18 protein-coding genes are annotated in these 22,496 nt (G+C 71.8%); 8 read left to right on the top strand and 10 right to left on the bottom strand.

Annotated elements, in window-relative coordinates:
• Positions 1-36: 36 nt before the first annotated feature.
• The 3 genes from Aiant_RS33005 to Aiant_RS32995 form a co-directional block, all read right to left on the bottom strand.
• Positions 37-1,110 carry a DUF3616 domain-containing protein gene (locus Aiant_RS33005; RefSeq protein WP_229830567.1) on the bottom strand — a complete coding sequence of 358 codons (1,074 nt, stop codon included), beginning with the start codon at positions 1,108-1,110 and terminating at the stop codon, positions 37-39.
• A 120-nt stretch (positions 1,111-1,230) separates the two neighbouring features.
• Complete coding sequence (locus Aiant_RS33000; protein ID WP_189332861.1) at positions 1,231-3,006, bottom strand: CocE/NonD family hydrolase; 1,776 nt, start codon at positions 3,004-3,006, stop codon at positions 1,231-1,233.
• Positions 3,007-3,072: 66 nt separating this feature from the next.
• On the bottom strand, positions 3,073-3,540 hold the full coding sequence (locus Aiant_RS32995) for a peroxiredoxin (protein ID WP_280528218.1): 468 nt from the start codon (positions 3,538-3,540) through the stop codon (positions 3,073-3,075).
• Positions 3,541-3,714: 174 nt separating this feature from the next.
• Between Aiant_RS32995 and Aiant_RS32990 the strand changes: the two genes are divergently transcribed.
• Together Aiant_RS32990 and Aiant_RS32985 are read left to right on the top strand one after the other, a co-directional pair.
• On the top strand, positions 3,715-4,521 hold the full coding sequence (locus Aiant_RS32990) for an SAM-dependent methyltransferase (protein WP_189332860.1): 807 nt from the start codon (positions 3,715-3,717) through the stop codon (positions 4,519-4,521).
• Positions 4,522-4,774: 253 nt separating this feature from the next.
• Positions 4,775-6,262, top strand: a complete 1,488-nt coding sequence (locus Aiant_RS32985; protein ID WP_189332859.1) for a polysaccharide deacetylase family protein — start codon at positions 4,775-4,777, stop codon at positions 6,260-6,262.
• A gap of 9 nt (positions 6,263-6,271) precedes the next feature.
• On the opposite strand, the gene Aiant_RS32980 is transcribed toward Aiant_RS32985, so the two are convergent.
• Positions 6,272-7,258 carry a maleylpyruvate isomerase family mycothiol-dependent enzyme gene (locus Aiant_RS32980; RefSeq protein WP_189332858.1) on the bottom strand — a complete coding sequence of 329 codons (987 nt, stop codon included), beginning with the start codon at positions 7,256-7,258 and terminating at the stop codon, positions 6,272-6,274.
• Positions 7,255-7,848 (bottom strand): sigma-70 family RNA polymerase sigma factor, encoded by a 594-nt coding sequence (locus Aiant_RS32975; RefSeq protein ID WP_212846577.1) that lies wholly within the window; start codon positions 7,846-7,848, stop codon positions 7,255-7,257. Before Aiant_RS32975 ends, Aiant_RS32980 begins: the two co-directional genes overlap by 4 nt.
• A gap of 109 nt (positions 7,849-7,957) precedes the next feature.
• Here Aiant_RS32975 and Aiant_RS32970 point away from each other — a divergent pair, with 109 nt between their 5' ends.
• Genes Aiant_RS32970 through Aiant_RS32960 form a run of 3 tightly spaced genes read left to right on the top strand, consistent with a single transcriptional unit; the run spans position 7,958 to position 10,199 of the window.
• Complete coding sequence (locus Aiant_RS32970; RefSeq protein ID WP_189332856.1) at positions 7,958-8,596, top strand: DUF998 domain-containing protein; 639 nt, start codon at positions 7,958-7,960, stop codon at positions 8,594-8,596.
• Complete coding sequence (locus Aiant_RS32965) at positions 8,593-8,964, top strand: YciI family protein (protein WP_189332855.1); 372 nt, start codon at positions 8,593-8,595, stop codon at positions 8,962-8,964. Before Aiant_RS32970 ends, Aiant_RS32965 begins: the two co-directional genes overlap by 4 nt.
• Entirely contained in the window at positions 8,961-10,199 is a 1,239-nt protein-coding gene (locus Aiant_RS32960; RefSeq protein WP_189332854.1) for an RNA polymerase sigma factor, read from the top strand. Before Aiant_RS32965 ends, Aiant_RS32960 begins: the two co-directional genes overlap by 4 nt.
• Positions 10,200-10,214: 15 nt before the next feature.
• Here Aiant_RS32960 and Aiant_RS32955 read toward each other — a convergent pair whose 3' ends face one another.
• The 4 genes from Aiant_RS32955 to Aiant_RS32940 are packed head-to-tail and all read right to left on the bottom strand — an operon-like array spanning position 10,215 to position 14,303.
• Positions 10,215-10,976, bottom strand: a complete 762-nt coding sequence (locus tag Aiant_RS32955) for an ATP-binding cassette domain-containing protein (protein WP_189332853.1) — start codon at positions 10,974-10,976, stop codon at positions 10,215-10,217.
• The gene (locus tag Aiant_RS32950; RefSeq protein ID WP_189332852.1) at positions 10,973-12,007 is read right to left on the bottom strand and encodes an ABC transporter permease; all 1,035 of its coding nucleotides are present in this window, start codon (positions 12,005-12,007) and stop codon (positions 10,973-10,975) included. Before Aiant_RS32950 ends, Aiant_RS32955 begins: the two co-directional genes overlap by 4 nt.
• The gene (locus Aiant_RS32945) at positions 12,000-13,136 is read right to left on the bottom strand and encodes a sugar ABC transporter substrate-binding protein (RefSeq protein ID WP_189332851.1); all 1,137 of its coding nucleotides are present in this window, start codon (positions 13,134-13,136) and stop codon (positions 12,000-12,002) included. Before Aiant_RS32945 ends, Aiant_RS32950 begins: the two co-directional genes overlap by 8 nt.
• Positions 13,137-14,303: an aldose epimerase family protein gene (locus tag Aiant_RS32940; protein WP_189332850.1), complete on the bottom strand. Its 1,167-nt coding sequence runs from the start codon at positions 14,301-14,303 to the stop codon at positions 13,137-13,139.
• 313 nt (positions 14,304-14,616) lie between these two features.
• On the opposite strand from Aiant_RS32940, the gene Aiant_RS32935 reads away from it, so the two are divergent.
• On the top strand, positions 14,617-17,391 hold the full coding sequence (locus tag Aiant_RS32935; RefSeq protein WP_189332849.1) for an AfsR/SARP family transcriptional regulator: 2,775 nt from the start codon (positions 14,617-14,619) through the stop codon (positions 17,389-17,391).
• Between the two features lie 105 nt (positions 17,392-17,496).
• Entirely contained in the window at positions 17,497-18,666 is a 1,170-nt protein-coding gene (locus Aiant_RS32930; RefSeq protein ID WP_189332848.1) for a hypothetical protein, read from the top strand.
• 57 nt (positions 18,667-18,723) lie between these two features.
• On the opposite strand, the gene Aiant_RS32925 is transcribed toward Aiant_RS32930, so the two are convergent.
• Entirely contained in the window at positions 18,724-19,644 is a 921-nt protein-coding gene (locus Aiant_RS32925) for an RpnC/YadD family protein (protein WP_189332847.1), read from the bottom strand.
• A gap of 359 nt (positions 19,645-20,003) precedes the next feature.
• Between Aiant_RS32925 and Aiant_RS32920 the strand changes: the two genes are divergently transcribed.
• Entirely contained in the window at positions 20,004-22,496 is a 2,493-nt protein-coding gene (locus tag Aiant_RS32920; protein ID WP_189332846.1) for a glycoside hydrolase family 3 protein, read from the top strand.

Raw genomic sequence — 22,496 nt, 5'->3', positions numbered from 1 at the left:
CGGCATTCTTCCCCTGAAGGGACAAGCCATACCGCATCACCGCGGCAGGCGCACCACGTCGGCGATCACCGCCCCGTCCGCGGTCAGCCGCTCGGCCGCCGGGCTGTCGTAGACCACCAGGATCCGGTCGTCGCCGACCATGCTCAGCCCCTCGGCGTGATCGTCGCCCTCGCCGAAGGTCAGCTCCAGCTCCCGGCTGATCAGCGTGCCGCGCACGATCGACGGCATCTCCACCCGACTCGCCCCGTGCCAGCGGTAGACCCGCACCGGCCCGTCCAGCGCCATCGTCGGCCCGGCCAGCACGAGCAGGTCGTCACCGTGCGGACAGAGGTCCCGGACTCCCAGACCATCAAGATCAAGAACATGCTTACGGTACGGCAACCCGTCCTCGAACCGGCGCAGCCGCAGCCGCGCCGGGTCCTCCGGCGTCACATACGGCCGCAGCTCCAGCACGAACGCCCAGCCGCGCAGCACCGGTCCCCGCAGTCCGAGGTAGACCCGGTCGCCGCGCACCGCGATCCCCTCGATGTCCAGCCCGTTGTCCTTGCCGGGGATCGGCAGGAAGGGCGCCAGGTGCTCGTCGTCGCGGAGCAGCCGGCGCAGGTCGTCCCGCCCGCTCAGGGCCGCGGCGTGGTGCGGGACGCCATCGACCACCATTTCCCGTACGGGGGTGGGCAGTCCCCCGACGTCGGCGACGGGCAGGCGTACCAAAATCTGCCTGTTGTCCTGTCCTTCGATCCGGGCCAGTCGCTTGAGCGCCTTCGGCCCGTCGTGCTTGTCCCGGATCTGCTTGCGCCGCAGGCTGTGCGAGCCGACCGCCCAGAGGAAGTGGCCGGAGCGGGCCAGCCCCTCCACGTCGGCCTCCTCGTCGGCGTCCGCGCCGGGCAGGTCGACCAGGTCGGCGAGGCGGAATCGCGCCTCGTCCCCGAACTCGGCGGGCCGGTCCGGGGAGTCGGCGAGCAGACGCTCGACGGTGGCGGTCTCGTCGCCGGCGATCCACAGGACCGGGCCGTCGAGGCGTACCGCGGAGAGGTTGGTATGGGTGGCCGCGGCCTGCGAGTCGTCGGAGAACCGCAGGCGCACGGTGTAGTCGACCGTCATGGTCGACATCGTCGCACTGTCCGGCGACCGCCCGGACCACGTTGAGACTGCGGATCGGCCTGGGAGTCGCACTCCACGGACTCCCAGGCCGATCGGCTCAAACCAGGATGGCCGTTCCCATCACCGTGGTCAGTGCCCCTTGCGGAGTTCCAGCGGGAAGGTGCCCGCGCCGACGTCGGTCAGCACCCGGGTGTACGCCGCCAGGTAGGTGTCGAGGTACGGCGACCGGTCGCCCTGCGTCGGCACGTCGAACCGCGGGTTCTGCAGTTCGAGCCGCAGCCGGGCCCGGGAGACCCCGATGGTGTTGCCGCTCGGGGTGTCCCGCCAGGCCGGGCTGCTGATCGTGCCGATCTGGACGCCGAGCTGGTGCCCCGCCTCGATGGTCCAGTCGGTCGCCTTCAGGTCGATCGCGACCCGGCCCGCCTTCTTGATCAGCGCCACGTTCTCGTCGAACATCACCGCGGTGCCGTCCGGCGCGGTGTCCCAGAACCGGACCAGGACGTTGCCCGGCGCGCTCGCGCTGAAGCCGATCCGCGGGGTGGCGGTGATCCGCAGGCGCGAGGTCACCGGCGTGGACCAGCTCCAGTAGCTGTGCTCGTCGGCGGCCACCAGCCCCGTCGCCGACAGCGGGACCGGATCCGCGTAGTGCTCCATGTCCCACTGCTGACCGGCGGGCGCGGCCAGCGCCGTGGCGAGGCCGTCGTCCAGGTACCGCCCGTCCGGCAGGCTCGGCGTGGTGACCGACGACGTCACCGGCCAGGTCGGCTGCTCCCGCCACACCCCGGTGCTGTCCTCGATCGCGTAGGCCGGGTCCTTGACCGACGGCTTCACGCCTTTCAGGTAGTGGTCGTAGATCCGCATGACCTCGTCGAAGAAGCCGGCGCGGCCCTGCAACAGCTGCCCGTCACTGTTCGTGTCGTTGCCGCGGACGTGCTCCCACTGCCCCAGCCAGCCCCGCTCGAAGCCCTGGTGGTTGTCCAGGTACTCCTCGATGTCCTCGGGCTTGGTGTTGGGCTCGATGAAGCCCTGGGTGACGAAGAGCGGGGTGTTCGTGCCCTTGGCCTGCGCCGCGAGGTTGCGGGCGCGCCAGTAGGGCGAGTTCAGGTCGGGATTGTTGTTGTTGGTCAGGTTGTCGCTGAGGCACTCGGGGTGAGCGGCCTCGTACGCCGCGTTCGCCTTGTACCGGTCGGTGTCGTCGGGCAGCGGCGCGATCGTGGCGATGCTGTTGTACGCGTTCGGCGTGCCGGTCACGTTCGGCCGGGGCACCTCGTTGCTGAACAGGTAGTTGTACATGTTCCAGACCGGCTCCTGGGCGACCACCGCCTTGAGCGGCCCGACCCGCAGGTTGTTGCCGACCAGGCCGGTCACGGCGTCGTACGACTTGCCGTACATGCCGACCTTGCCGGTCGACCAGGGCTGTCGCGCCGCCCACTGGATCGCGGCCTTCACGTCGGCCTGCTCGCCGGGTCCCACCCAGTCGAGGCAGCCGGTGCTGCCGCCGAAGCCGCGCAGGTCGACCATGACGTAGGTGTAGCCGCGGGCGAAGAGGCCGGTGCCGCTGGTGAAATCGGCGAACCGGCTGGACGGCCCGGTCTGGGTCCACCCCTCCGGCCCGGTCTGCCCGGCGTGGGCGAAGTACGGCCCGACCGCGAGGATCACCGGTGTCCGGGCCTTGTCCGGCAGGTTCGCCGGCCGGAGGACGTCGGCGTGCAACTCGACGCCGCTGTGGTCGGCCGACGGGAAGTACGCCTCCGTCCAGACCGCGCCCTCCGGCACCCGGGGATTCTCCTCGTGGGTGACGCCCGTCGGCGCCGCCGTGGCGGCGGCCGCCGGGCTGCCCACCACGAGCGCGGCGATCGTGATCAGCGCGCCGGCAGCGGCTGTGGTCCGCTTGCGTAGGGTCATCCGACCCGTGGACATAGAGCAGTGTCTCTGCATGCCCTGACGCTATCGGGTCGGTCCTGTTTGGAGTCAAGACTTGGCGGCGGCCGCCACGCTCAGCGCCTGCGCGGCGTGCTGGTTCATGTCCAGCTCGCTGTGGATGACGTCGAGGATCTTCCGGTCCGTCCCGATCACGAAGGTCATCCGCTTGGTGCTCAGCGCGCCCAGGCTCAGCTTGCGCTTCACGCCGTACGCCGCGATGGTCTCCGACCCGGGGTCGGAGAGCAGCGGGTAGTCGAAGGTGTGCGCGTCGGCGAACTGCTTCTGCTTCTCGACCGGATCCTTGCTGATGCCGACCCGCTGCACGCCGGCCGCCCGGAACTCGGCGGCCAGATCCCGGAAGTGGCAGGCCTCCGCGGTGCAGCCCCGGGTCATCGCCGCGGGATAGAAGAAGAGGACGACCGGGCCGTCCGCGAGGAGATCGGTCAGCCGCCGCGGCGTGCCGTCCTGGTCGGGAAGTTCGAAGTCAGGCGCTGTGTCACCCTTGCCGATGCTCATCGGCGCAGCGTACGTGATCACCTCGCCACCGGCCCGGTCCCACGCACGCCCCTGACCGGCGCGGCAGTCCGGAATTGGCACGCCCGGACGGGTGACCGTCTGTTGTGGACGCACCGGAGGGGCGGCGTATGCTCGGCGGCACCACCGCGCAGGCCGCCGACGGGAGCCGCAACCATGACCGAGAGTGATGCTGCCGCCAAGCTCGACACGACCGTGCCGCACTCGGCCCGGGTGTGGAACTACTGGCTGGGTGGCAAGGACAACTTCCCGGTCGACCGGGCGGTCGGCGACGACTTCGCGGATCTCTATCCCGACATCAAGGTGGTCGCCCGGCACTCCCGGGACTTCCTCAAGCGGGCCGTCACCTTCCTGGTGAAAGAGGCCGGGATCCGGCAGTTCCTGGACATCGGCACCGGCATGCCGACCGCGGAGAACACGCACCAGGTCGCCCAGGCCGCGGCCGCCGACACGAAAATCGTGTATGTCGACAACGACCCGCTCGTCCTGGTGCACGCGCGGGCGCTGCTGACCAGCACGCCCGAGGGCAGGACCGACTACATCGACGCCGACCTGCACGAGCCGGCCGCGATCCTGGAGGCCGCCCGCGAGACCCTCGACCTGAGCCGGCCGGTCGGCCTCATCCTGATGAACATTCTCGGCCACGTGCCCGACCTCGATCAGGCGATCGCGATCGTCCGGGAGTTGCTGGCGGGTCTGCCGCCGGGCAGCTACTTCCTCACCGCCGACGGCACCAACGTGCTCGACGGGCCGGCCTTCGAGGAGGCGATCGCGGTGTGGAACGCGAATGCGCCGCTCAGCTACCACCTGCGCCATCCCGACCAGCTCGCCCGTTTCCTGGACGGCCTGGAGGTGCTGGAGCCGGGCCTGGTCCCGTGCTCGCAGTGGCGCCCGTCACCGGACGCCACGGGCGACGACCTGCGCGAGGTCGACGAGTTCGGGGCGGTCGCCCGCAAGCCCTGACCGAGCCTTCCCACCGACGCCCATCCCCATCGCGGCCGACGCCGTCATGATGGGGGTGGGCGCCGTGCTGTACACCGCCCAGACGGCGCCACCGAACGGCATTAATCGACAGATCTCAACTATGTCGGACGAAATTGACGGCGAGTGCTAGCCTCGCGCGCTGGCAAGCTGATCAATTCACCGACGGGCACTGCGGACGTGTCGGCAGGTCGTGTGGTCGAAGCGGAGGTACCTGATGCCCGAAGAGCCCAGGGTGACGAAACCTGGCGGCACCACACCTGACCAGCGAGGCGACGAGGCACCCACGGAGGCCGTCCCCGCTCTCCCGGAGGCGGAAACGGACGACCGGACCGTCGCGCTCACCGCGGTCCCGGACGTGGACGAGGAGACCGTCACACTCCCGGAAACGGACGAAACGATCTCTGTCCATCCGGAAACGGATGAGAAGACGGTCACACTGTCCGAAGTGCCGGACGAGGAGGAGAAGACCGTCACGCTGACGGCCGCGCAAGCGGACGACGAGACCGTCGCACCGGCCTCCACGCCGGAAGAGGACGATGAGACCATCGCACTGACCTCCGCTCCCGAAGCGGACGATGAGACCGTCGCACTGACCTCCGCTCCCGAAGCGGACGAGAAGACCGTCGCACTGACCTCCGCTCCCGAAGCGGACGAAATGACGGTCGCGCTGAGCGCCGTCCCCGAAACGGACGAGAAGACCGTCACGCTGAGCGCCGTCCCCGAAACGGACGAGAAGACCGTCACGCTGAGCGCCGCCGCGAAACCGGCCGACGAGGCGACCGTCATGTTCCGCGCCGAAAGGCCACCGGTTCCGGTCCAGCCCGCCGCCCAAGCCACCACCGTGCTGCCACCCGCGCCGCCCGCCGCCCCCGCGCCGCCCGGCGGAAGCCGCCCCTCCGGCATCCCCCTGACCCGCCGCCGCCTGCTCCTCGGTCTCTCCGGCGTCGCCGGCACCGCCCTGGCCGCCACCGCCGCCGTCGCCCTCACCACGACCGACGACCCGGTGACCAGCCCGAGCAAGCCCGCGGTCCCGGCCCAGCCCACCACCACCAAGCCCCGGGTCCCGGAGAGCACGACCACCACCGCCCCCGTCCTCCCCGTCCAGCGCAAACCGATCTCCACGCTCGCCGAGTACGCCAAGGCCGCCGGCAAGCCGGCCTTCCCCTCCGACGCGGTCGCGCTGACCATCGACGACGGCCCGCACCCGATCTGGACGCCGAAAATCCTCCGCCTGCTGGAGAAATACCAGGTCCCCGCTCTGTTCTGCATGATCGGGAACCAGGTGCTCGGCCACGAGACGGTCGCCCAGCTGGTCACCAAGGACGGGCACCAGCTCGCCAACCACACCTGGAGCCACCCCACCCACCTGGGGAAGAAGGCCAAGACCATCGCCGAGCGGGAGATCCGCAAGGCCCAGTCGAAGATCGTCAAGACCACCGGGTACGAGCCGAAACTGTTCCGGTCGCCCGGCGGCGACTGGTCCCCGCAGCTGCTCCGCGACGTCGCGCAGGCCGGCCTGCTGCCGCTGGACTGGAGCAACGACCCCCGCGACTGGACGATGCCCGGCGCCCCGGCGATCGAGCATCGCATGCTGGCCGCCCGCCCGGGCCAGATCCTGCTCTGCCACGACGGCGGCGGGGACCGGTCGCAGACCTATCAGGCCCTGAGCGTCGTGCTCCCCCAGCTCAAGGCGCGCGGTCTGCAATTCGTGGCGCTGTAGGACGGCGGCTCAGGGGACGGGGGCGAGGGTGGGCACCGCCGCCAGGAACTCGCGGGCGAGCGCCGCGTCGCCGTTGATCTCCACGGTGATCTGCGACGGGTCGCGGCGGGCGCCGGCCAGTCGGCAGAACTCGACGACGTCGGCGGCCAGCTCGGCGGCCGGCCGGACCGGCTCGGGGGCGAACGGAATCGTCCAGGTGCCGCCGCCGGGACCGGTGAGGTGCAGCCGGACAGCGGCCGGGCGCGGCGTCAGCACCCGCGGCAGCATCCGGGCGGCCAGGTCGGCCATCGGGTGCAGGTGCTCGGGCAGCGGCGCGACGACCGCCCGGCCGGTCGCGACCGCGATGTCCTCGCCGTGGATCCACGTCTCGTAGGCCCGCGCCGTCATCGCGTCCACCAGCGAGAACGGCTGGCTCAGCGACACCGTGAGCGGCTCCGGCCCGGTCAGCAGGGCCCGGCACACCGCGTCGGCCTGGGCCCGCCAGGATCGCCGGGTCTCCTCGGCCGGCCGGTCCCGTTCCCGGCGCAGCACGGCGTCGGTGCGCGCCGCCACGTCCTCGCCCGGCCGCACCGGCGGCCGGACCGGCAACCCGAGCGCATCGGCGACCAGCCCGTCGACGGCGGCCAGGTGGGCGAGCAGGTCGTGTACGGTCAGCTCGCCGTATGCCGCCGTCCGCCGCCACTCGTGCGGCGCGAGGTCGTGGACCAGCAGGTCCAGCGCGGCGACCTGGGCCGCGTACGCCCGGGCGTACCCCAGGGTCGCGGTCGCCGGGGGACGCCGCTCCCGTGCGGCGGCCAGCAACCGGTCGGCCGACCCGGCCGGCGCCCGCAGAAAGACGCCGCCGATCGAGGCGGCCGCCTCGCGCAGCTCCCGGGCCTCGGCCGCGCAGGCCGGGCAGCTGTCCAGGTGCGCCTCGACGAGCAGCTCCTCGTCGGGCGGGCAGGCGTCCAGCGCCCACGCGCCGAGCAGCTCGGCGACCGCTTCGTGGCTGTTCATGTCGTCTCCCCGTCGTGCAGCGCCACGGCCAGCCGGCGCAGGGCCTCACGGAGCCGGGATTTCGCGGTGCCCTCGGGCAGGCCCAGCTCGGCGGCGACCTCCCGGTAGGTGTGACCCTCCAGATAGGCCAGCGCGATCGCCCGGTCCAGGTGCTCGGGCAGCTCCCGGCGCGCCGCGGCCAGCCGCTCGGCCGTCTCGGCGGCCGAGACCTGGTCGCCGACCGGGTCGCCGGACATGATCGCACCGGCGGACAGCCGGCCGTCCCGGCAGGTCCGGCGGTGGGCCTCCTCGCGGCGGACCAGGTCGACCGCGCGGCGGTGGGCGAGCATCGTGAGCCACGCGCGCATGCTGCCCTTGGCCGGCTCGAAGGCGTGCGGGCGCTGCCAGACGGCGAGGAACACCTCCTGGGTGACGTCCTCGGCGGCCGGGCCGTCGCGGGTGACGCGGGCGGCGACGGTGTAGACCAGGGAGCTGAACCGCTCGTGCAGGTCGGCGAGGGCGGACTCGTCGCCGACCACGAGGCGGTCACGCAGCCGCGCGTCGTCGGCCGCGTCGGTGGCACGCTGCTGGAACAAGGCGCTCACCTCCACGTCCGCCCACTCTAACCGGACCGGATTGTGACCCAGGTCACTTGATGGCGATGTCAGGATGTCCGCAGTGGCTTCGAGGTATCGGCAACAACCCACCGGGGAGGACCTCATGACCGCCGTTGCCGATCCACTCGTCCGTACTCGTTCCGGCACCCGCGCCCTGCTGCTCGCCGGCGTCTGCGCCGGGCCGTTCTTCGTCGTCTCGTCGCTGGCGCAGGTGCTCACCCGGGACGGCTTCGACCTGCGCCGGCACGCCCTCAGCCAGCTCGAACTGGGCCGCCTCGGCTGGCTGCAGACGGCCACCTTCGTGCTGACCGGGCTCGGTGTCATCGCCCTGGCGGCCGGCTGGCGGCGCACTGTCGCCACGGGCCCGCTGCCCGTCCTCCTCGGCATCTTCGGCGCCGGGCTGGCCGTCGCCGGGCTGGCCCTCCCGGATGCGGAGAACGGTTTCCCGGCCGGGGCGCCGGACGCTCGGGTGCCCGAGATGTCCGGGCACGCTGTCGTACATGCGACCGCGGCCGTGCTCGCCTTCACCGCGCTGGCCGGCGCGTGCGTCACGCACACCGTCCGGTCGATCCGGCGGCGGGCGACGGCCCCGGCCGTGCTCAGCGGCCTCGTGGCGGTGGTGCTGCTGCTGCCGGCCCCGGCCGCGCACGCGAGCGTGCAACTCGCGCTGACCGGCCTGATCTCGTTCGCCTGGACCACCGCGCTGGCCCTGTCCGCTCTCGCCACGAGGACCGACCGATGAAGTTTCTGCTGCTCGCCTACACCCCGGCCGCCGACTGGGACGCCGCGGACGCCGGCGCCGGATCCGAGGACGCCATGGCGGCGTTCGCCGTCTACCAGAAGTTCCAGCAGGAGCTGACCGAGACCGGCGAGTTCGTCGGCAGCGAGGGCCTCGGCCATCCGGTGGTCAGCACGACGGTACGGCGTACCGAAACCGGGGTGATCGCCACGGACGGACCGTTCGCCGAGCTCAAAGAGGTGCTGGCCAGCTACGCGGTGATCGACTGCGTGAGCCGGGAACGCGCCGTCGAGATCGCCGGGCGGATCGTCGCGATCCTCGGCGAGCCGATCGAGATCCGGCCGATCATGTGCGCGGACCTCCCCGGGTGACCAGCGCGGACCGGGCCGTCGAGCACCTGCTGCGCACCGAGGCGCCGCAGGTGCTCGGCGCGCTGGTGCGCCGCTTCGGGCACTTCGACCTGGCCGAGGACGCGGTGCAGGAGGCGCTGCTGGCGGCGAGCCGGCAGTGGCCCGCCGGCGGCGTCCCGGCCGACCCGCGCGGCTGGCTGATCCGGATCGGGTATCGCAAGCTCGTCGACCTGCTGCGCGCCGAGCAGGCCCGCCGGCGGCGGGAGCAGCGGGCCGCGGCCGGCGCGGTGACGCCGGCCGGGCCGGTCGCGGCGATCGACGACAGCCTGACCCTGCTGCTGCTCTGCTGCCACCCGGCGCTCGAGGCGGCCGCCCAGGTGGCGCTCACCCTGCGGGCGGTGGGCGGGTTGAGCACGGCCGAGATCGCGCACGCGTACGGCATCGGCGAGGCCACCATGGGCGCCCGGATCAGCCGGGCCAAGCAGCGGCTGGTCCGGGCCGGGGCCCGGTTCACGCCGCCCGGCGAGGCCGACCGGGAGGCCCGGCTCGCGGCCGTCCGCGAGGTGCTCTACCTGGTGTTCAACGAGGGCTATCTGGTCTCCCGCGGCGACCGGCTGGGCCGGGTCGACCTGGCGCACGAGGCGATCCGGCTGGCCCGGATGCTGCGCGCCGCGGCGCCGGCGGACACCGAGGCCACCGGGCTGCTGGCCTTGATGCTGCTCACCGAGGCGCGCCGGCCGGCCCGGACCGGCACGGACGGGCGGCTCGTGCCGCTGCCCGAGCAGGACCGGTCCCGCTGGGACCGGCGGCTGCTCGACGAGGGTGTCGCGCTGGTCGAGGGCGTGTGGGGTGAGCCGGCGGCCGGGCCGTACCGGATCCAGGCGGCGATCGCGGCCGTGCACGCCGCCGCCGGGACCGGGGCGGACACCGACTGGCCGCAGATCGCCGCGCTCTACCTGGGGCTGGAGCAGGTCAGCCCGACCGCGCCGGTCCGGCTGAGCCGGGTGGTGGCGGTGGCCCAGGCGTACGGGGCGGAGCGGGGACTGGCGCTGCTCGACGAGCTGGACGCGCGGCACGACCTGTCCGGCCAGGAGCTGACCCGGCAGCGCGAGCGGGCGGTACGCGCGCACCTGCTGGAGACGATCGGCGACCACACGGCCGCGGCCGGGCTCTACCGGGAGGCCGCCGCGCTGACGTCGAACACCGTGGAGCAGCGGTATCTGCTCGGCCGGGCGTACCGTCTCGGTCCGTTGTGATCGGCGGCGTCGCGATCACGTAGGCCGCCGCCGCGCGGAGCGGTACTCGGAGACCACCAGCTCGGTCAGTTCGTCCAGCGAGGTGTCCGCGGCGCGCTTGTCGAAGGTGATCCGCCCGTGCTGGAGCAGGTTGACCCGGTCGCAGACGTCCAGCACCTGCGCGTAGTTGTGGGCGATGATGATCACCGAGACGTCGCCGCGGTCCTTGAGGTCGCGGATCAGGTCGAGGATCAGCGTGCCCTCCTTGGCGCCCATCGCCGCGAGCGGCTCGTCGAGCAGCAGGATCCGGGCGTCCGAGTACACCGAGCGGGCCACCGCGATGGCCTGGCGCTGGCCGCCGGAGAGCTTGGCCACCTCGACGGTGACGTCCGGCAGGTCCACGCCCATGTCACGCAGGTGCTGCTCGGCGCGCTTGCGCATGGCCCGGTTGTTCAGCAGCGGCCAGCGCACGAGTTCCCGGTTGAGGAACATGTTGTGGTAGACCGACAGCTCGTTGATCAGGGCGAGGTCCTGGTACACGGTGTCGATTCCGAGCGAGCGGGCGTGGTCGACGCTGCGCAGCGTGACCTCGGCGCCGTCCACCACGATGCGCCCGGCGTCCGGCCGGTGATACCCACAGATGATCTTTATGAGGGTGGACTTGCCGGCGCCGTTGTCGCCGATCAGCCCGAGCACCTCGCCCTTGGCGACCCGCAGGTTCACGTCCCGCAGCGCGGTGAGCGCGCCGAACCGTTTGGCCACGTTGAGCACCTGGAGGGCGTCCACCTTCGTCGTCATGTCCGGCCTGCTCGGCGTAGTCGGGACAGGTACTGGTTGGCGATCATCGAGACGAGGATGGCCAGCCCGAGGATCAGGAAGATGGTGTTGGCGCTGTAGCCGATCAGGTTGAAGCCGTTCTGGAGCTCGGCGAGGACCAGGGCGCCGAAGAACGCGCCGACGATGGTGCCGGAGCCGCCGGCCAGCGCGGTGCCGCCGATCACCGCCGCCGAGATGGCGTAGAAGGTCAGCGTGGTGCCGCCGCCGATGTTCGGGTCGATGGTGTTGATCCGGAACGCTTCCATGATGCCGACCAGGCCGCCGAGCGTACTGGTGATCATGAAGTTTCCGATCTTGATCCGGGAGGCCCGGATGCCGGCCTCGGTCGCGCCCACCGGATTGCCGCCGACCGAGATGGTGTGCAGGCCCCAGCGGGTCCGGGTGAGGATCACGTGGAAGATCGCGACCAGGAGCAGCGCCCAGGTGATGCTGGCCCACGGCCCGGCGCCGAGCCAGGTCTGGAAGGTGCCCTGCGCCGCCTGGGGGATCGCCACCGGATAGGCGTGCGAGGTGATCAGCAGGATGCCCTGGACGGCGAAGAACGTGCCCAGCGTGGTGACGAACGAGGGCACCTTCAGCTGGGTCACGATCAACCCGTTGACCAGGCCGACCGCCGCCGCGATGAGCAGCGCCACGAGCAGCCCGACCAGGACCGGCTGGCCGTAGAAGTCGATCGCGAAGTGGAACAGGAACGGGGCCAGCGCGGCCACGATCCCGACCGACAGGTCGATCTCGCCGCTGACCAGCAGCAGCACGATGCCGGCCGCGACGATCGCGACCGGCGCGGTGGCCTGGGCGATGTTGACCAGGTTGTCGCGGGTGAGGAAGACGTCGCTGGCCGCCCGGAAGTAGATCATCAGGCCCAGCGCGACGAGCAGCACGCTCGCCTCGCGGCGGCGCAGGAAGCCGTCGACGGCACGGCGGCCCCGGCCCGGACGCCGGCGGGGCGGGGCCTCGCCGGCGTCGAGCGGCACGGTGGTCGGCTCAGCCATGCGGGATCGGCCCCGACCGTGGCACCAGCACCGCGTCCGAGCTGGATCCCTCGTACCGGGTCTTGGTGCTCTGATAGGGGGCGACGTTGTCCTTGGTGACGAAGAGCAGCCCGGTGTTGGTCTCGCTGGGCGACAGCAGCCCGCCGGAGACCTTGTAGAGGTACAGGTAGAGGACCGGCAGGAAGCCCTGCATGTACGGCTGCTGGTCGATCGTGTAGTCCAGGCTCCCCTCCTGGATGCCGGTGAGGCTCTCCGGGATCAGGTCGAAGCCGCCGGCCACCTTCAGGCCCTTCGATCTCAGGTTGTACTTCTTGACCGTCTGCCCGACCGACGAGGTGGAGCCGGCGTCCACGGCCAGCATCCCGGCCAGGTTGCTGTGCCCCTGGGCGTACGCGTCGATGATCGACAGCCCCTTGGTCACGTCGGCGTTGGTGGCGACCGCGGTGAACGTGATCGGCTTGCCGGAGTCCTTGAACGCCTGCTGGGCCCCGTCGATACGCGGCTGGATGTTGAGCGCGCCGGGGGTGGCGATGAAGGCCGCCACGTCGCCGGACTGCACCTGGAGCAGAGCGCGCCGGCCCAGCGCGTACCCGGACTCGTACAGGCCCTGCCCGATGTAGGCGAGCCGGTTCGTCCCGGGGTCGCCGCGGGCACCGTCGGCGTTGTAGGACACCACCGGGATGCCGGCGTCGAGCGCCTGGTCGACCGGGGCCCGGAAGGCGTTCTTGTCCACCACCGCGATCGCGATCCCGTCGACCTTGGCGCTGATCGCGGTGTTGGTGGCGTTCACCATCTCGGCGACGATCGAGTTCTGCGACCCGGTCCACTGCGGTTTCTCGATGCCGAGCAGGGCGGCGGCGTCCGCCATCCCGTACTGGGTCGGCGTGAAGAACGGGTTGGTCGTCACGTGGTTGACGAAGGTGAACTTCCACTTCGGGGTGCTCGGGAAGCTGCCGACGGCCCCCGAAGCCGAACTCTTCTTGTCGTCGCTGCTGCACGCGCTCAGCAGGGCGCTCGCCGCCAGCGAGGCGCTGACCAGGCCGGTCCCGGAGAGCAGCCGGCGCCGGGTGACCGGGTTGAGGTCGAGGGTGGACACGGCCTCCTCGACCCTGGGTGGGATCTGGGACATCTAGCCCTCCACGCCGAATCGGTAGATCGTGGTGCTCTGGAATGTCTGGCCCGGCCGCAGCACGGTCGACGGGAAGTTCGCGTGGTTCGGCGAGTCCGGGAAGTGCTGCGTCTCCAGCGCGAAGCCGTCACCCTGGCGGTACGCGTGACCGCTGGTCCCGTACAACGTCCCGTCCAGGAAGTTCCCGGCGTAGAACTGAAGGCCCGGCTCGGTGGTGTAGACGCTGATCCGCCGCCCGCTGCCCGGATCGGTCGCCCGGGCGGCGAACTCCAGCTTGCGGAACGTGCTGTCCCGCCGGTCCAGCACCCAGTTGTGGTCGTAGCCGCGGCCGAAGACCAGCTGCTGGAAGGCGTCCCGGTTGCGCGCCCCGATCGCGGTGGCCCGGGTGAAGTCCATCGGCGTGCCGGCCACCCGGTCGATCGCGCCGGTCGGGATCAGGGTGGCGTCCACCGGCGTGTACCGGCTCGCGTTGATCTGGAGCTTCTGGTCCTCGATGGTGCCGGTGCCCTCGCCGCCGAGGTTCCAGTACGCGTGGTTGGTCAGGTTGAGGATGGTCGGCTTGTCGGTGGTGGCGTGGTAGTCGATCCGGATGCCCTGGTCCCGGGTGACGGTGTAGGTCACCGTGGTGCGCAGCGTGCCCGGGTAGCTCTCCTCGCCGTCCGGGCTGGTGTAGGTGAGCCGCAGGCCGACGCTGTCCGAGCCGAGGACCGGGGTGGCGCCCCAGACCCGCTTGTCGAAGCCGACGGTGCCGCCGTGCAGGCTGTTCGGCGGGTTGTTGACGGCCAGCTGGTAGGTGACCCCGTCCAGGGTGAACCGCCCGTTGGCGATCCGGTTGCCGTACCGGCCGATCAGGGCGCCGAAGTACGGGGCGTTCTTGCTGTCGAGATATCCGGCCAGGTCCTTGAAGCCGAGCGTCACGTTGGTGACGTGCCCGTGCCGGTCCGGCGTCTCGACGCTCTGCAGGATCCCGCCGTAGGTCAGGATCTTGACGCGGAGCCGGCCGTTGGTCAGGGTGTACCGCTCCACGGCCTGGCCGTCGACGCTGCCGAACGCCTCTTTCGTGATGGTGGGCTTCCCGCCCGCGTGGGAGGCCGGTGCGGCCACCAGCCCGACGACGACGAGCATCGACAGCAGGGTGCTCAGTCGTACGAAGAAGGTTTTCGTCATGTTGTGCCTCGTTCCCCTCGGCAAGCCGCCACGCGCCATGGGCATGGCGGACGGGTCCCGGGTTTGCTGGGTCCGGCGGCCGTCAGGAAGCGGGGGCCGGGCCGATCGGTCCGATGCCGGAACCGACCCGTACAACGAGTGCTGGTCGGACCGTAGGCAGGCCGATGATTCGACGTCAATCATCTGATCGACGTCAGTCGATAAGATGATCCGGTCACCGGGCTCGGCCGCTCGGGGGAACGCTCCCACGACGGCGCTGTCGGAGGTCTGACTGTGCCCGGCGGCCGCCCGCCGCGGAGGTAGCGTGGCTGAGATGCGGGTGAGGCTGCTCGGATCCGTCGATGTGATCACGGGAGGCGAACTCCGGCCGGTGGCCGGCCTGCGGCGCCGGGCGCTGCTGGCCGTGCTCGCCCTCGCCGCCGGCGAGGTGGTCAGCACCGACCGGCTGATCGACGCGGTCTGGAACGGGCGGCCACCGGCCACCGCGCTCAACACGCTGCAAAGCCACGTCTCCTACCTGCGCGGACTGCTCGGCGGCCGGGGCACGATCGTCGCCCGCCCACCCGGTTACCTGCTCGACGCCGGTCCCGGTGGCACCGATCTCCAGGTCGCCCTCCACCTGATCGAGGAGAGCCGGCGGGCGACCGACCCGGCCCGCAGGGTGGCGCTGCTGCGCGACGCGATCGGACTGTGGCGCGGGCCGCCGCTGGCCGACCTGCCCGGGCTGAGCCGCCTCGAGGGCGAGGCGGAACGGCTGGCCGCGATCCGGCTCGACGCGGTGGAATCGGTCATGGAGGCGCGGCTTGACCTGGGCGAGCACGCCGGCCTGATCACCGAGCTGACCGAGTCGGCGCGGCAGCACCCGTACCGGGAGCAGCTGCACGGCCAGCTGATGCGGGCGCTGTATCGCACCGGCCGGCAGGCCGACGCCCTCGGCGTCTACCAGCGGCTGCGCCGCAACCTGGCGGAGGATCTGGGCGTCGAGCCCGGGCCGGCGATCCGCGCCGTGCACGCCGCGATCCTGCACCACGACCTGTCGCTGGACCCGCCGGCCGCCGCCCCGCCGCAGCCCCGGCAGCTCCCGGCCGACGTCTTCGGGTTCACCGGCCGGGAGTCCTACCTGGCCGGTCTGGACGCGTTCCTGGACCGGGCCGATCCGGCCGGCGCGCTCCGGATCACCGCGATCGCCGGCACCGCGGGCGTGGGCAAGACCGCGCTCGCCGTGCACTGGGCGCACCGCGTCGCCGGCCGGTTCCCGGACGGGCACCTGTTCGTGAACCTGCGCGGCTTCGACCCGGACAGCCGGGTGATGACCCCGGCCGAGGCGATCCGCCGGTTCCTCGACGCCCTCGGGGTGCGCCCCGACCTGGTCCCGGCCGACCTGGACGCGCAGGCCGCCCTGTACCGGACCCGGCTGGCCGGGCGCCGGGTGCTGATCGTGCTGGACAACGCCCGGGACACCGCCCAGGTGCGCCCGCTGCTGCCCGGCTCGCCGGCCTGCCTGGTCGTGGTGACCAGCCGCAACGACCTGTCCGGGCTGGTCGCCGAGGGCGCGCATCCGACCGCGCTGGAGCTGCCGCCGGCCGCCGAGGCCCGGCAGCTGCTGACCCGGCGGATCGGCGCGGACCGGGCCGCCGTCGAGCCGGACGCGGTGGACGAGATGGTCGCCCGCTGTGCCCGGCTGCCACTGGCGCTGACCGTGGTGGCGGCCCGCGCGGCCACCCGCCCGCGGCTGTCCCTGCAGGCCGTGGCGGCGGAGCTGCGCGACGTCGGCGGGCGGCTCGCGATGCTCAGCGGCGACGACCCGAACAGCGACGTACGGGCGGTGTTCTCCTGGTCGTACCGGGCGCTCGGCACCGACGCCGCCCGGCTGTTCCGGCTGCTCGCCCTGCACCCCGGCCCGGACCTGCCGGTGCCCGCGGCGGCCGCGCTCGCCGGGCTGCCGGTGGACCGGGCCCGGCCGCTGCTGGAGGAGCTGGCCCGGACCAGCCTGGTGGTGCAGCACACCGCCGGCCGGTACACGTTCCACGATCTGCTGCGCGTCTACGCGACCGGTTTGGCCCAGCACACCGACTCCGAGGCGGAGCGGCGGGACGCCACGCGCCGGCTGCTCGATCACTACCTGCGGTACGCGTACGCCGCCGACCGCCTGCTGTACCCGGCGCGGGATCCGCTCACCCGGCCGCCGGACCCACCGGAGACCGCGCCGGAGCGCCCCGACTGCGAGAACGAGGCGCTGACCTGGTTCGCCGCCGAGCACCGGGGGCTGCTGGCCGCGGTGCACCAGGCGGCCGCGGCGGGCTTCGACGAGCAGGCCTGGCGGCTGGCCTGGTCGATGGCGACGTTCCTGAACCGGGAGGGACACTGGCACGAGCTCACCACGGTCGGCCGGACGGCACTGGCCGCGGGGCGCCGCCTGGGCGATCCGTACGCGCAGGCCCAGGCGTCCTGCCTGCTGGCGTACGCGGCGACCCGGCTCGGCCAGTTCGAGGCGGCCGGCGCCGAGCTGCGCCAGGCCCTCGACCTGTTCGGCCGCGGCGACCATCGGGCCGGCCAGGCGCACGCCCACCTGAACCTCGCCTACGTCATGGAGCGGCGCGAGGACCGCCCGGGCGCGCTCGGCCACTCCCGGCGGGCGCTGGAGCTGTACCGCTCGGTCGGGCACGCCCGCGGCGAGGCCATCGCGCTGAACGCGGTCGGCTGGTGTCACGCCCTGCTCGGCGAGTACGAGCAGGCCCGCACCTGCTGCCAGCAGGCCCTGCCGTTACTGCTCGACCTCGGCGACCGCACCGGCCAGGCGGACACCTGGGACAGTCTCGGTTACGCGTACGAGCATCTGGGCCGTTACGACCAGGCGATCAACTGTTACCGCCAGGCGGTCAAGCTGGTCCGCCGCCTGGGCGACCGGTATCGCGAAGCCACCACCTTCGTGAACCTGGGCGAGGCCCAGCGCACCGCCGGCGACCCGGAGGCCGCCCGCGACAGCTGGCGGCAGGCGCTGACCATCCTCGACCAGCTCCGCCACCCGGACGCCACCCAGGTCCGCGCCCGCCTCGCCGCCGCCGTCCCCACAGGCGCCGCTGTGTGAAACCGATTCCGGTACGCGCGGAGCACTGTCCCGCCCGCTTCAGCCGCACATCAGTCCCGTTCCAGTCCCCGGTGCCACGGTCAGGCCACCGACGGAAGGAGCGACATGTTTCGCACACTCGGCGGCGCCGCCGCGGGCCTCACGCTCGTGGCGATCGCCGCCGCACCCGCCCAGGCCGCCACGTCCTGGGCCGTCCTGAGCACGCCCAACCGTGGCACCATCGCCAACGAGCTCTACGGCAGCGCCGCGCTGTCGGCCTCCGCCGGGTGGGCGGTCGGCAGCTGGTACGACACCGGCCTGGCTGCCCCGCGCACCCTGATCGAACGCTGGAACGGCACCTCGTGGTCGACCGTCACCAGCCCGAACGCCACCCAGTACTACAACGAGCTCCGGGATGTCGACGCCACTTCGGCCTCCAGCGCGTGGGCGGTCGGTTACGCCAACGGCTCCTCCGGGGTCAACGGCTCGCCGCGCAACGCCTTGGCCCTGCGGTGGAACGGCACGTCCTGGTCGACGGTCGCGACCCCGCAGCCCGGCGTCAACTTCCGCCAGCTGTACGGGGTGAAGGCGGTCGCCACCAACGACGCGTGGGCGGTCGGCTGGTATTACGACAGCTCGCTGCACGGCGAGGCGCTGATCCTGCACTGGAACGGCACGGCCTGGACGCAGGTCACCGCCCCGGACCCGGGCACCTCCGGCAACACCCTGGAGAGTGTGGCCGGCACCGCCGCGAACGACCTGTGGGCGGTCGGCTATTACTCGAACACCGGGGAGAAGGGCGTGCTGGCCCATCCGCTCGCGGCGCACTGGAACGGGACCGCCTGGACCGAGACCGAGCTGCCCGCCTCGGGCACCGGCACGTTCCTGCACGGGGTCACCGCGCTGTCCGCGAACGACGTGTGGGCGGTCGGCTCGAAGAACGGCTACTCCGCGCCGGTGGCGTACCACTGGAACGGCACGGCCTGGAGCGAGGCGCCGACCGCGCCGACCGGCGGGACCGGCAACAACGTCCTGTACGGCGTCTCCGGCACGGCCGGCAACGTCTGGGCGGTCGGATACACCTCGGCCGGCGGCCGGTCCCAGCCGCTCGTCCAGCGCTGGAACGGCACCGCGTTCACCGACGAAACGGTGCCGCAGCAGGAGATCGGCGGTGTGCTCTACTCGGTGGCCGCCACCTCCGGCCCGACCGTTTTCGCCGCCGGCACCCGCTCGGACCTCAACGAGTCCGGCTCGCTGACCGACCGCACCCTTTCCCTGCGCGGCACCGGCAGCTGACAGCACCACGGCGGCGGTCCCTCGACCCGCCGCCGTGGCCCCCGGCCCGCAGTGGTCTCACATCTGCTCAAGGTCCTCCAGCGAAGCACCGCTGACGACCGACGCCAGGTTCACCTCGTAGTCGTATTCGCTGGCTGCGAGTTTCCCTACCAGGTCATCCAGACCGGAGAAGTCGCCGAATCGCATCCGCAACACGACCTTCATCGCGTGCTTTCGTTCCTCCGCACGGCCCTCCGCCCGCCCCTCGGCCCGGCCCTCCGCCCGGATCTCGCGGCCGGTTTCCGTCTCTGCCAGATAAGACCTCACGACCATTCTCCTCAATGCCTTGTCGACCTGATCTGCGATTTCTTTGCTCGCCAGCATGGCGAGTTCGGACATGACCCGTCGTTCCTCGTCGTCGGCCAGTCCGGCAATGTGGCCGGCGACCCGTTCAGCGGCGTCCGGTGGACATCGATGCGACGAGAGTGCGAGCGGAGCCAGCGGACTTTGCAGCAACTCGCCCGGGTCGAGGTCGTCCGGAATGTTGACCGTGTGATATTCCAGGCGCAGCCGATCACGCTCGTAGCAACCCGGGTAGCCGCCGCCGACCGGCCAAATCGCCGTCTGATGGATCCGATGCGTCACTTCGTCGTATTCGTCGGCCAGTCCGGCCCAGTAGTTCACCATCCGGACCTGGAAGTCGGGGCTGCGCTTCACCTGCACTTCGATGTGATGCACGTCGATGGCAGCATCCGGCGCGGCGACGGTGATCACCATGTCCCGCCGGAGGCCGTGCCGCCGGACCTGCTCGGTCGGCGCGACGGCGACCACGGCATCGTCGGGGATCTGGACTTTGCAGAGCAGGCGCAGGGCTTCTCTCGGATACCTGGCCAGGAGTGCTTTGTACAGGCCGTCGAAGTTTCGGGCCTCTTCCCGCGGCCGTGGGATCCCGGACCGCTTCTCCGCTCTTGACCTGTTCCCGTAGGCGATGGGTGGCATGCGTCAACTGTACGCGGAGCAAGTGACTAGCGACAAGGCATCCCGAGAGGGGCGGATCGCAGCAGGGGCGCGAAGCACGTGACGCCCGCCGTCGTGGTTCCGGAACCAGGAAGCCTTGTTGCCGACCGGCCACCGGCGTACCGTGACGATGCGCGTCGATCCATGGTGGACCCGCCACACTTTCCGAGCGATTCTTTTCGGCTCGGCATCACGTCTTTGCCCATTGATTTCCGTCAATACCAATGACTCTTGACAGAAATCTGGCGGAAATGAAAAGGTTCCGCTCGACGGGTGATGGAGAGCGCTCTCCAGGTCGTGCTCGCACGGCTGACGACCCGTGCCTTCACGGGGAGAACAAGGTGGAACGGCTCCAACATCACGCCGACTGGCCCGCGCTGCGGTCGGCGATCACCCCCGACCCGGTCGTCGAGGAGACGGTCACCGGAATCCTCGCGCAGATGACCGTCGAGGAGAAGCTGGGTCAGATGATCCAGCCCGACCTCGTCGAGCTGACCGTCGAGGACGTCGAGGCCTACAAGATCGGCTCGGCGTTGAACGGCGCCGGCCGCTGGCCCGGCAACGACCGGCGGGCCGGCGCGCGGGAGTGGACCGACGCCCTGGACGGCTTCTGGGCCGCGGCCGAGCGGGCCTACCGCGACCGCCCGTTCCGGATCCCGTTCATGTGGGCCACCGACGCGGTGCACGGGCACAACAACGTGTACGGCGCCACCGTCTTCCCGCACAACATCGGCCTGGGCGCGGCCCGCGATCCCGACCTGCTGCACCGGATCGGCGTCGCCACCGCCCGGGAGATCGTCGCGACCGGGATGGACTGGACGTTCGCCCCGACCGTCACCACGCCGCGCGACCGCCGCTGGGGCCGCACCTACGAGGGTTACTCCGAGGATCCGGAGATCGTCGACCCGTACGCCCGGGCCATGGTCCGCGGCCTGCAGGGCGACGCCGGCGAGCTGCGCACGGACACCCGGGTGATCGCCTGCGCCAAGCACTGGGTGGCCGACGGCGGCACCTTCGAGGGCGAGGACCGCGGCATCGCCCGCTGCGACGAGGACATCCTGCGCAACGTGCACGCGGCCGGCTTCCTCGCGGCGATCGAGGCCGGCGCCCAGTCGGTGATGGCGTCCTACAGCGGCTGGATCGGCTCGGGACGGGTCGAGGAGCGGGTGCACGGCAGCGAGTACCTGCTCAACGTGCTCAAGGACAAGCTCGGCTTCGACGGGATCGTGGTCGGTGACTGGGACGCGCACCCGTACGTCGCGGGCTGCACCCAGGGCGACGCGAACAACGTGATCAAAGCCGGCGTGGACATCCTGATGATCTCCACCCGGGAGAAGTGGCAGTCGGTGCACCGCACCGCGCTCGCCGCGATCCGCTCCGGCGACATCCCGATGGCCCGGGTCGACGACGCGGTGCGCCGGATCCTGCGGGTCAAGATGCGCGCCGGGCTGTGGGACAAGGCCCGGCCGCGGGACCGGACGCTGGCCGGTGACCAGAGCGTGCTGGGTTCGCCCGAGCACCGGGAACTGGCCCGCGAGGCGGTGCGCAAGTCGCTGGTGCTGCTCAAGAACGACGTCGGCGCGCTGCCGATCGCGCGGACCGCCCGGGTGCTGGTCACCGGCAGCGCCGCGGACGCGGTGGCGAAGCAGACCGGCGGCTACACGGTGACCTGGCAGGGCGACGACATCGGGACCGAGGACTTCCCGGGCAGCTCGACGGTGGCGTCCGCGGTGCGCGCGGTGGCCGGCGACTGCACGGTCGACCCGTACCTGGAGCACACCGACCCGGCCGGCTTCGACGTCGCGATCGTCGCCATCGGCGAGGACGCCTACGCCGAGATGATGGGCACCATCAAGCCGTGGCGGACCATCGAGTACGGCCGCCTCAAGCCGGCGTATGCCCGGGACCGGGAGACCCTGCGCCGGCTGCGCGCGGCCGACGTCACGACCGTCACGGTGATGTTCAGCGGCCGCCCGCTCTACGTCACCCCGGAGCTCAACCTGTCGGACGCCTTCGTCGCGGCCTGGCTGCCCGGCCCGGACGTCACCGGCCTCACCGACGTGCTGTTCACCGCGCCGGACGGCACCGTCGCGCACGACTTCCAGGGCCGGCTCAGCGTCAGCTGGCCGCGCGGCCGGCGCAGCTTCGCGGCCAACCGGGTGCCGCGCCACATCCCGGACTACCAGCCGCCCGCCGGCGAGATCATTCAAAAACCCCTCTTCGCGTACGACCACGGCCTGACGTTGCGTGACCCCGCCCCGGACCTGGGCGACCTACCCCTCGACGACGAGCCGGACGCGCCCGTCGCCGAGCCGGCCGGCGACGCCTGGTTCGCCATCGGTCCCCGGCCGGACGGCGCGTACACCTTCAAGGTCAGCGCCACCGACTACGGCCCCCGGCCGCTCCCGCTCGACCAGGTGATGAAGACGTCGTACATCCTCAGCGAGCCGATCGACGAGGGCCTGGCGCTCACCTTCACCGGCGCCCGCACCTTCGTCTACGCCCAGTCACCCGACGGCGAGCACCGGGACCTGCGCGCCCAGCTGCGCGACGGCGGCGTGCTCAGCTTCGCGGTCCGGGTGCACCAGGCGCCCGACGGCCCGTTCTGGCTCACCTGCCACGACGACTTCCCGCAGCAGCCCACGGTGGACATCACCGGCCGGCTGGCCGCGCTGCCGCCCGGCGTCTGGTCCCGCCTCGAGATCCCGCTGACCGAGCTGGCCGCGGCCGGCATCGAGCTCGACCACGTGGACGTGCCGTTCATGCTGCACACCGAGGCCCGCGCCCGGCTCGACGTGAGCGACGTCCGGATCACCGCGAAGCGGGAGGGCTGA

Origin of the sequence: Actinoplanes ianthinogenes (assembly GCF_018324205.1) — a bacterium.
Taxonomy (GTDB): domain Bacteria; phylum Actinomycetota; class Actinomycetes; order Mycobacteriales; family Micromonosporaceae; genus Actinoplanes; species Actinoplanes ianthinogenes.
This window is presented reverse-complemented; position numbering and strand designations above follow the sequence as displayed.

Coding starts and splice junctions, on each gene's coding strand:
- Aiant_RS33005 (WP_229830567.1), bottom strand. CDS start 1,110: ATGTCGACCATGACGGTCGACTACACCGTGCGCCTGCGGTTCTCCGAC.
- Aiant_RS33000 (WP_189332861.1), bottom strand. CDS start 3,006: ATGACCCTACGCAAGCGGACCACAGCCGCTGCCGGCGCGCTGATCACG.
- Aiant_RS32995 (WP_280528218.1), bottom strand. CDS start 3,540: ATGAGCATCGGCAAGGGTGACACAGCGCCTGACTTCGAACTTCCCGAC.
- Aiant_RS32990 (WP_189332860.1), top strand. CDS start 3,715: ATGACCGAGAGTGATGCTGCCGCCAAGCTCGACACGACCGTGCCGCAC.
- Aiant_RS32980 (WP_189332858.1), bottom strand. CDS start 7,258: ATGAACAGCCACGAAGCGGTCGCCGAGCTGCTCGGCGCGTGGGCGCTG.
- Aiant_RS32970 (WP_189332856.1), top strand. CDS start 7,958: ATGACCGCCGTTGCCGATCCACTCGTCCGTACTCGTTCCGGCACCCGC.
- Aiant_RS32965 (WP_189332855.1), top strand. CDS start 8,593: ATGAAGTTTCTGCTGCTCGCCTACACCCCGGCCGCCGACTGGGACGCC.
- Aiant_RS32955 (WP_189332853.1), bottom strand. CDS start 10,976: ATGACGACGAAGGTGGACGCCCTCCAGGTGCTCAACGTGGCCAAACGG.
- Aiant_RS32950 (WP_189332852.1), bottom strand. CDS start 12,007: ATGGCTGAGCCGACCACCGTGCCGCTCGACGCCGGCGAGGCCCCGCCC.
- Aiant_RS32945 (WP_189332851.1), bottom strand. CDS start 13,136: ATGTCCCAGATCCCACCCAGGGTCGAGGAGGCCGTGTCCACCCTCGAC.
- Aiant_RS32940 (WP_189332850.1), bottom strand. CDS start 14,303: ATGACGAAAACCTTCTTCGTACGACTGAGCACCCTGCTGTCGATGCTC.
- Aiant_RS32935 (WP_189332849.1), top strand. CDS start 14,617: ATGCGGGTGAGGCTGCTCGGATCCGTCGATGTGATCACGGGAGGCGAA.
- Aiant_RS32930 (WP_189332848.1), top strand. CDS start 17,497: ATGTTTCGCACACTCGGCGGCGCCGCCGCGGGCCTCACGCTCGTGGCG.
- Aiant_RS32925 (WP_189332847.1), bottom strand. CDS start 19,644: ATGCCACCCATCGCCTACGGGAACAGGTCAAGAGCGGAGAAGCGGTCC.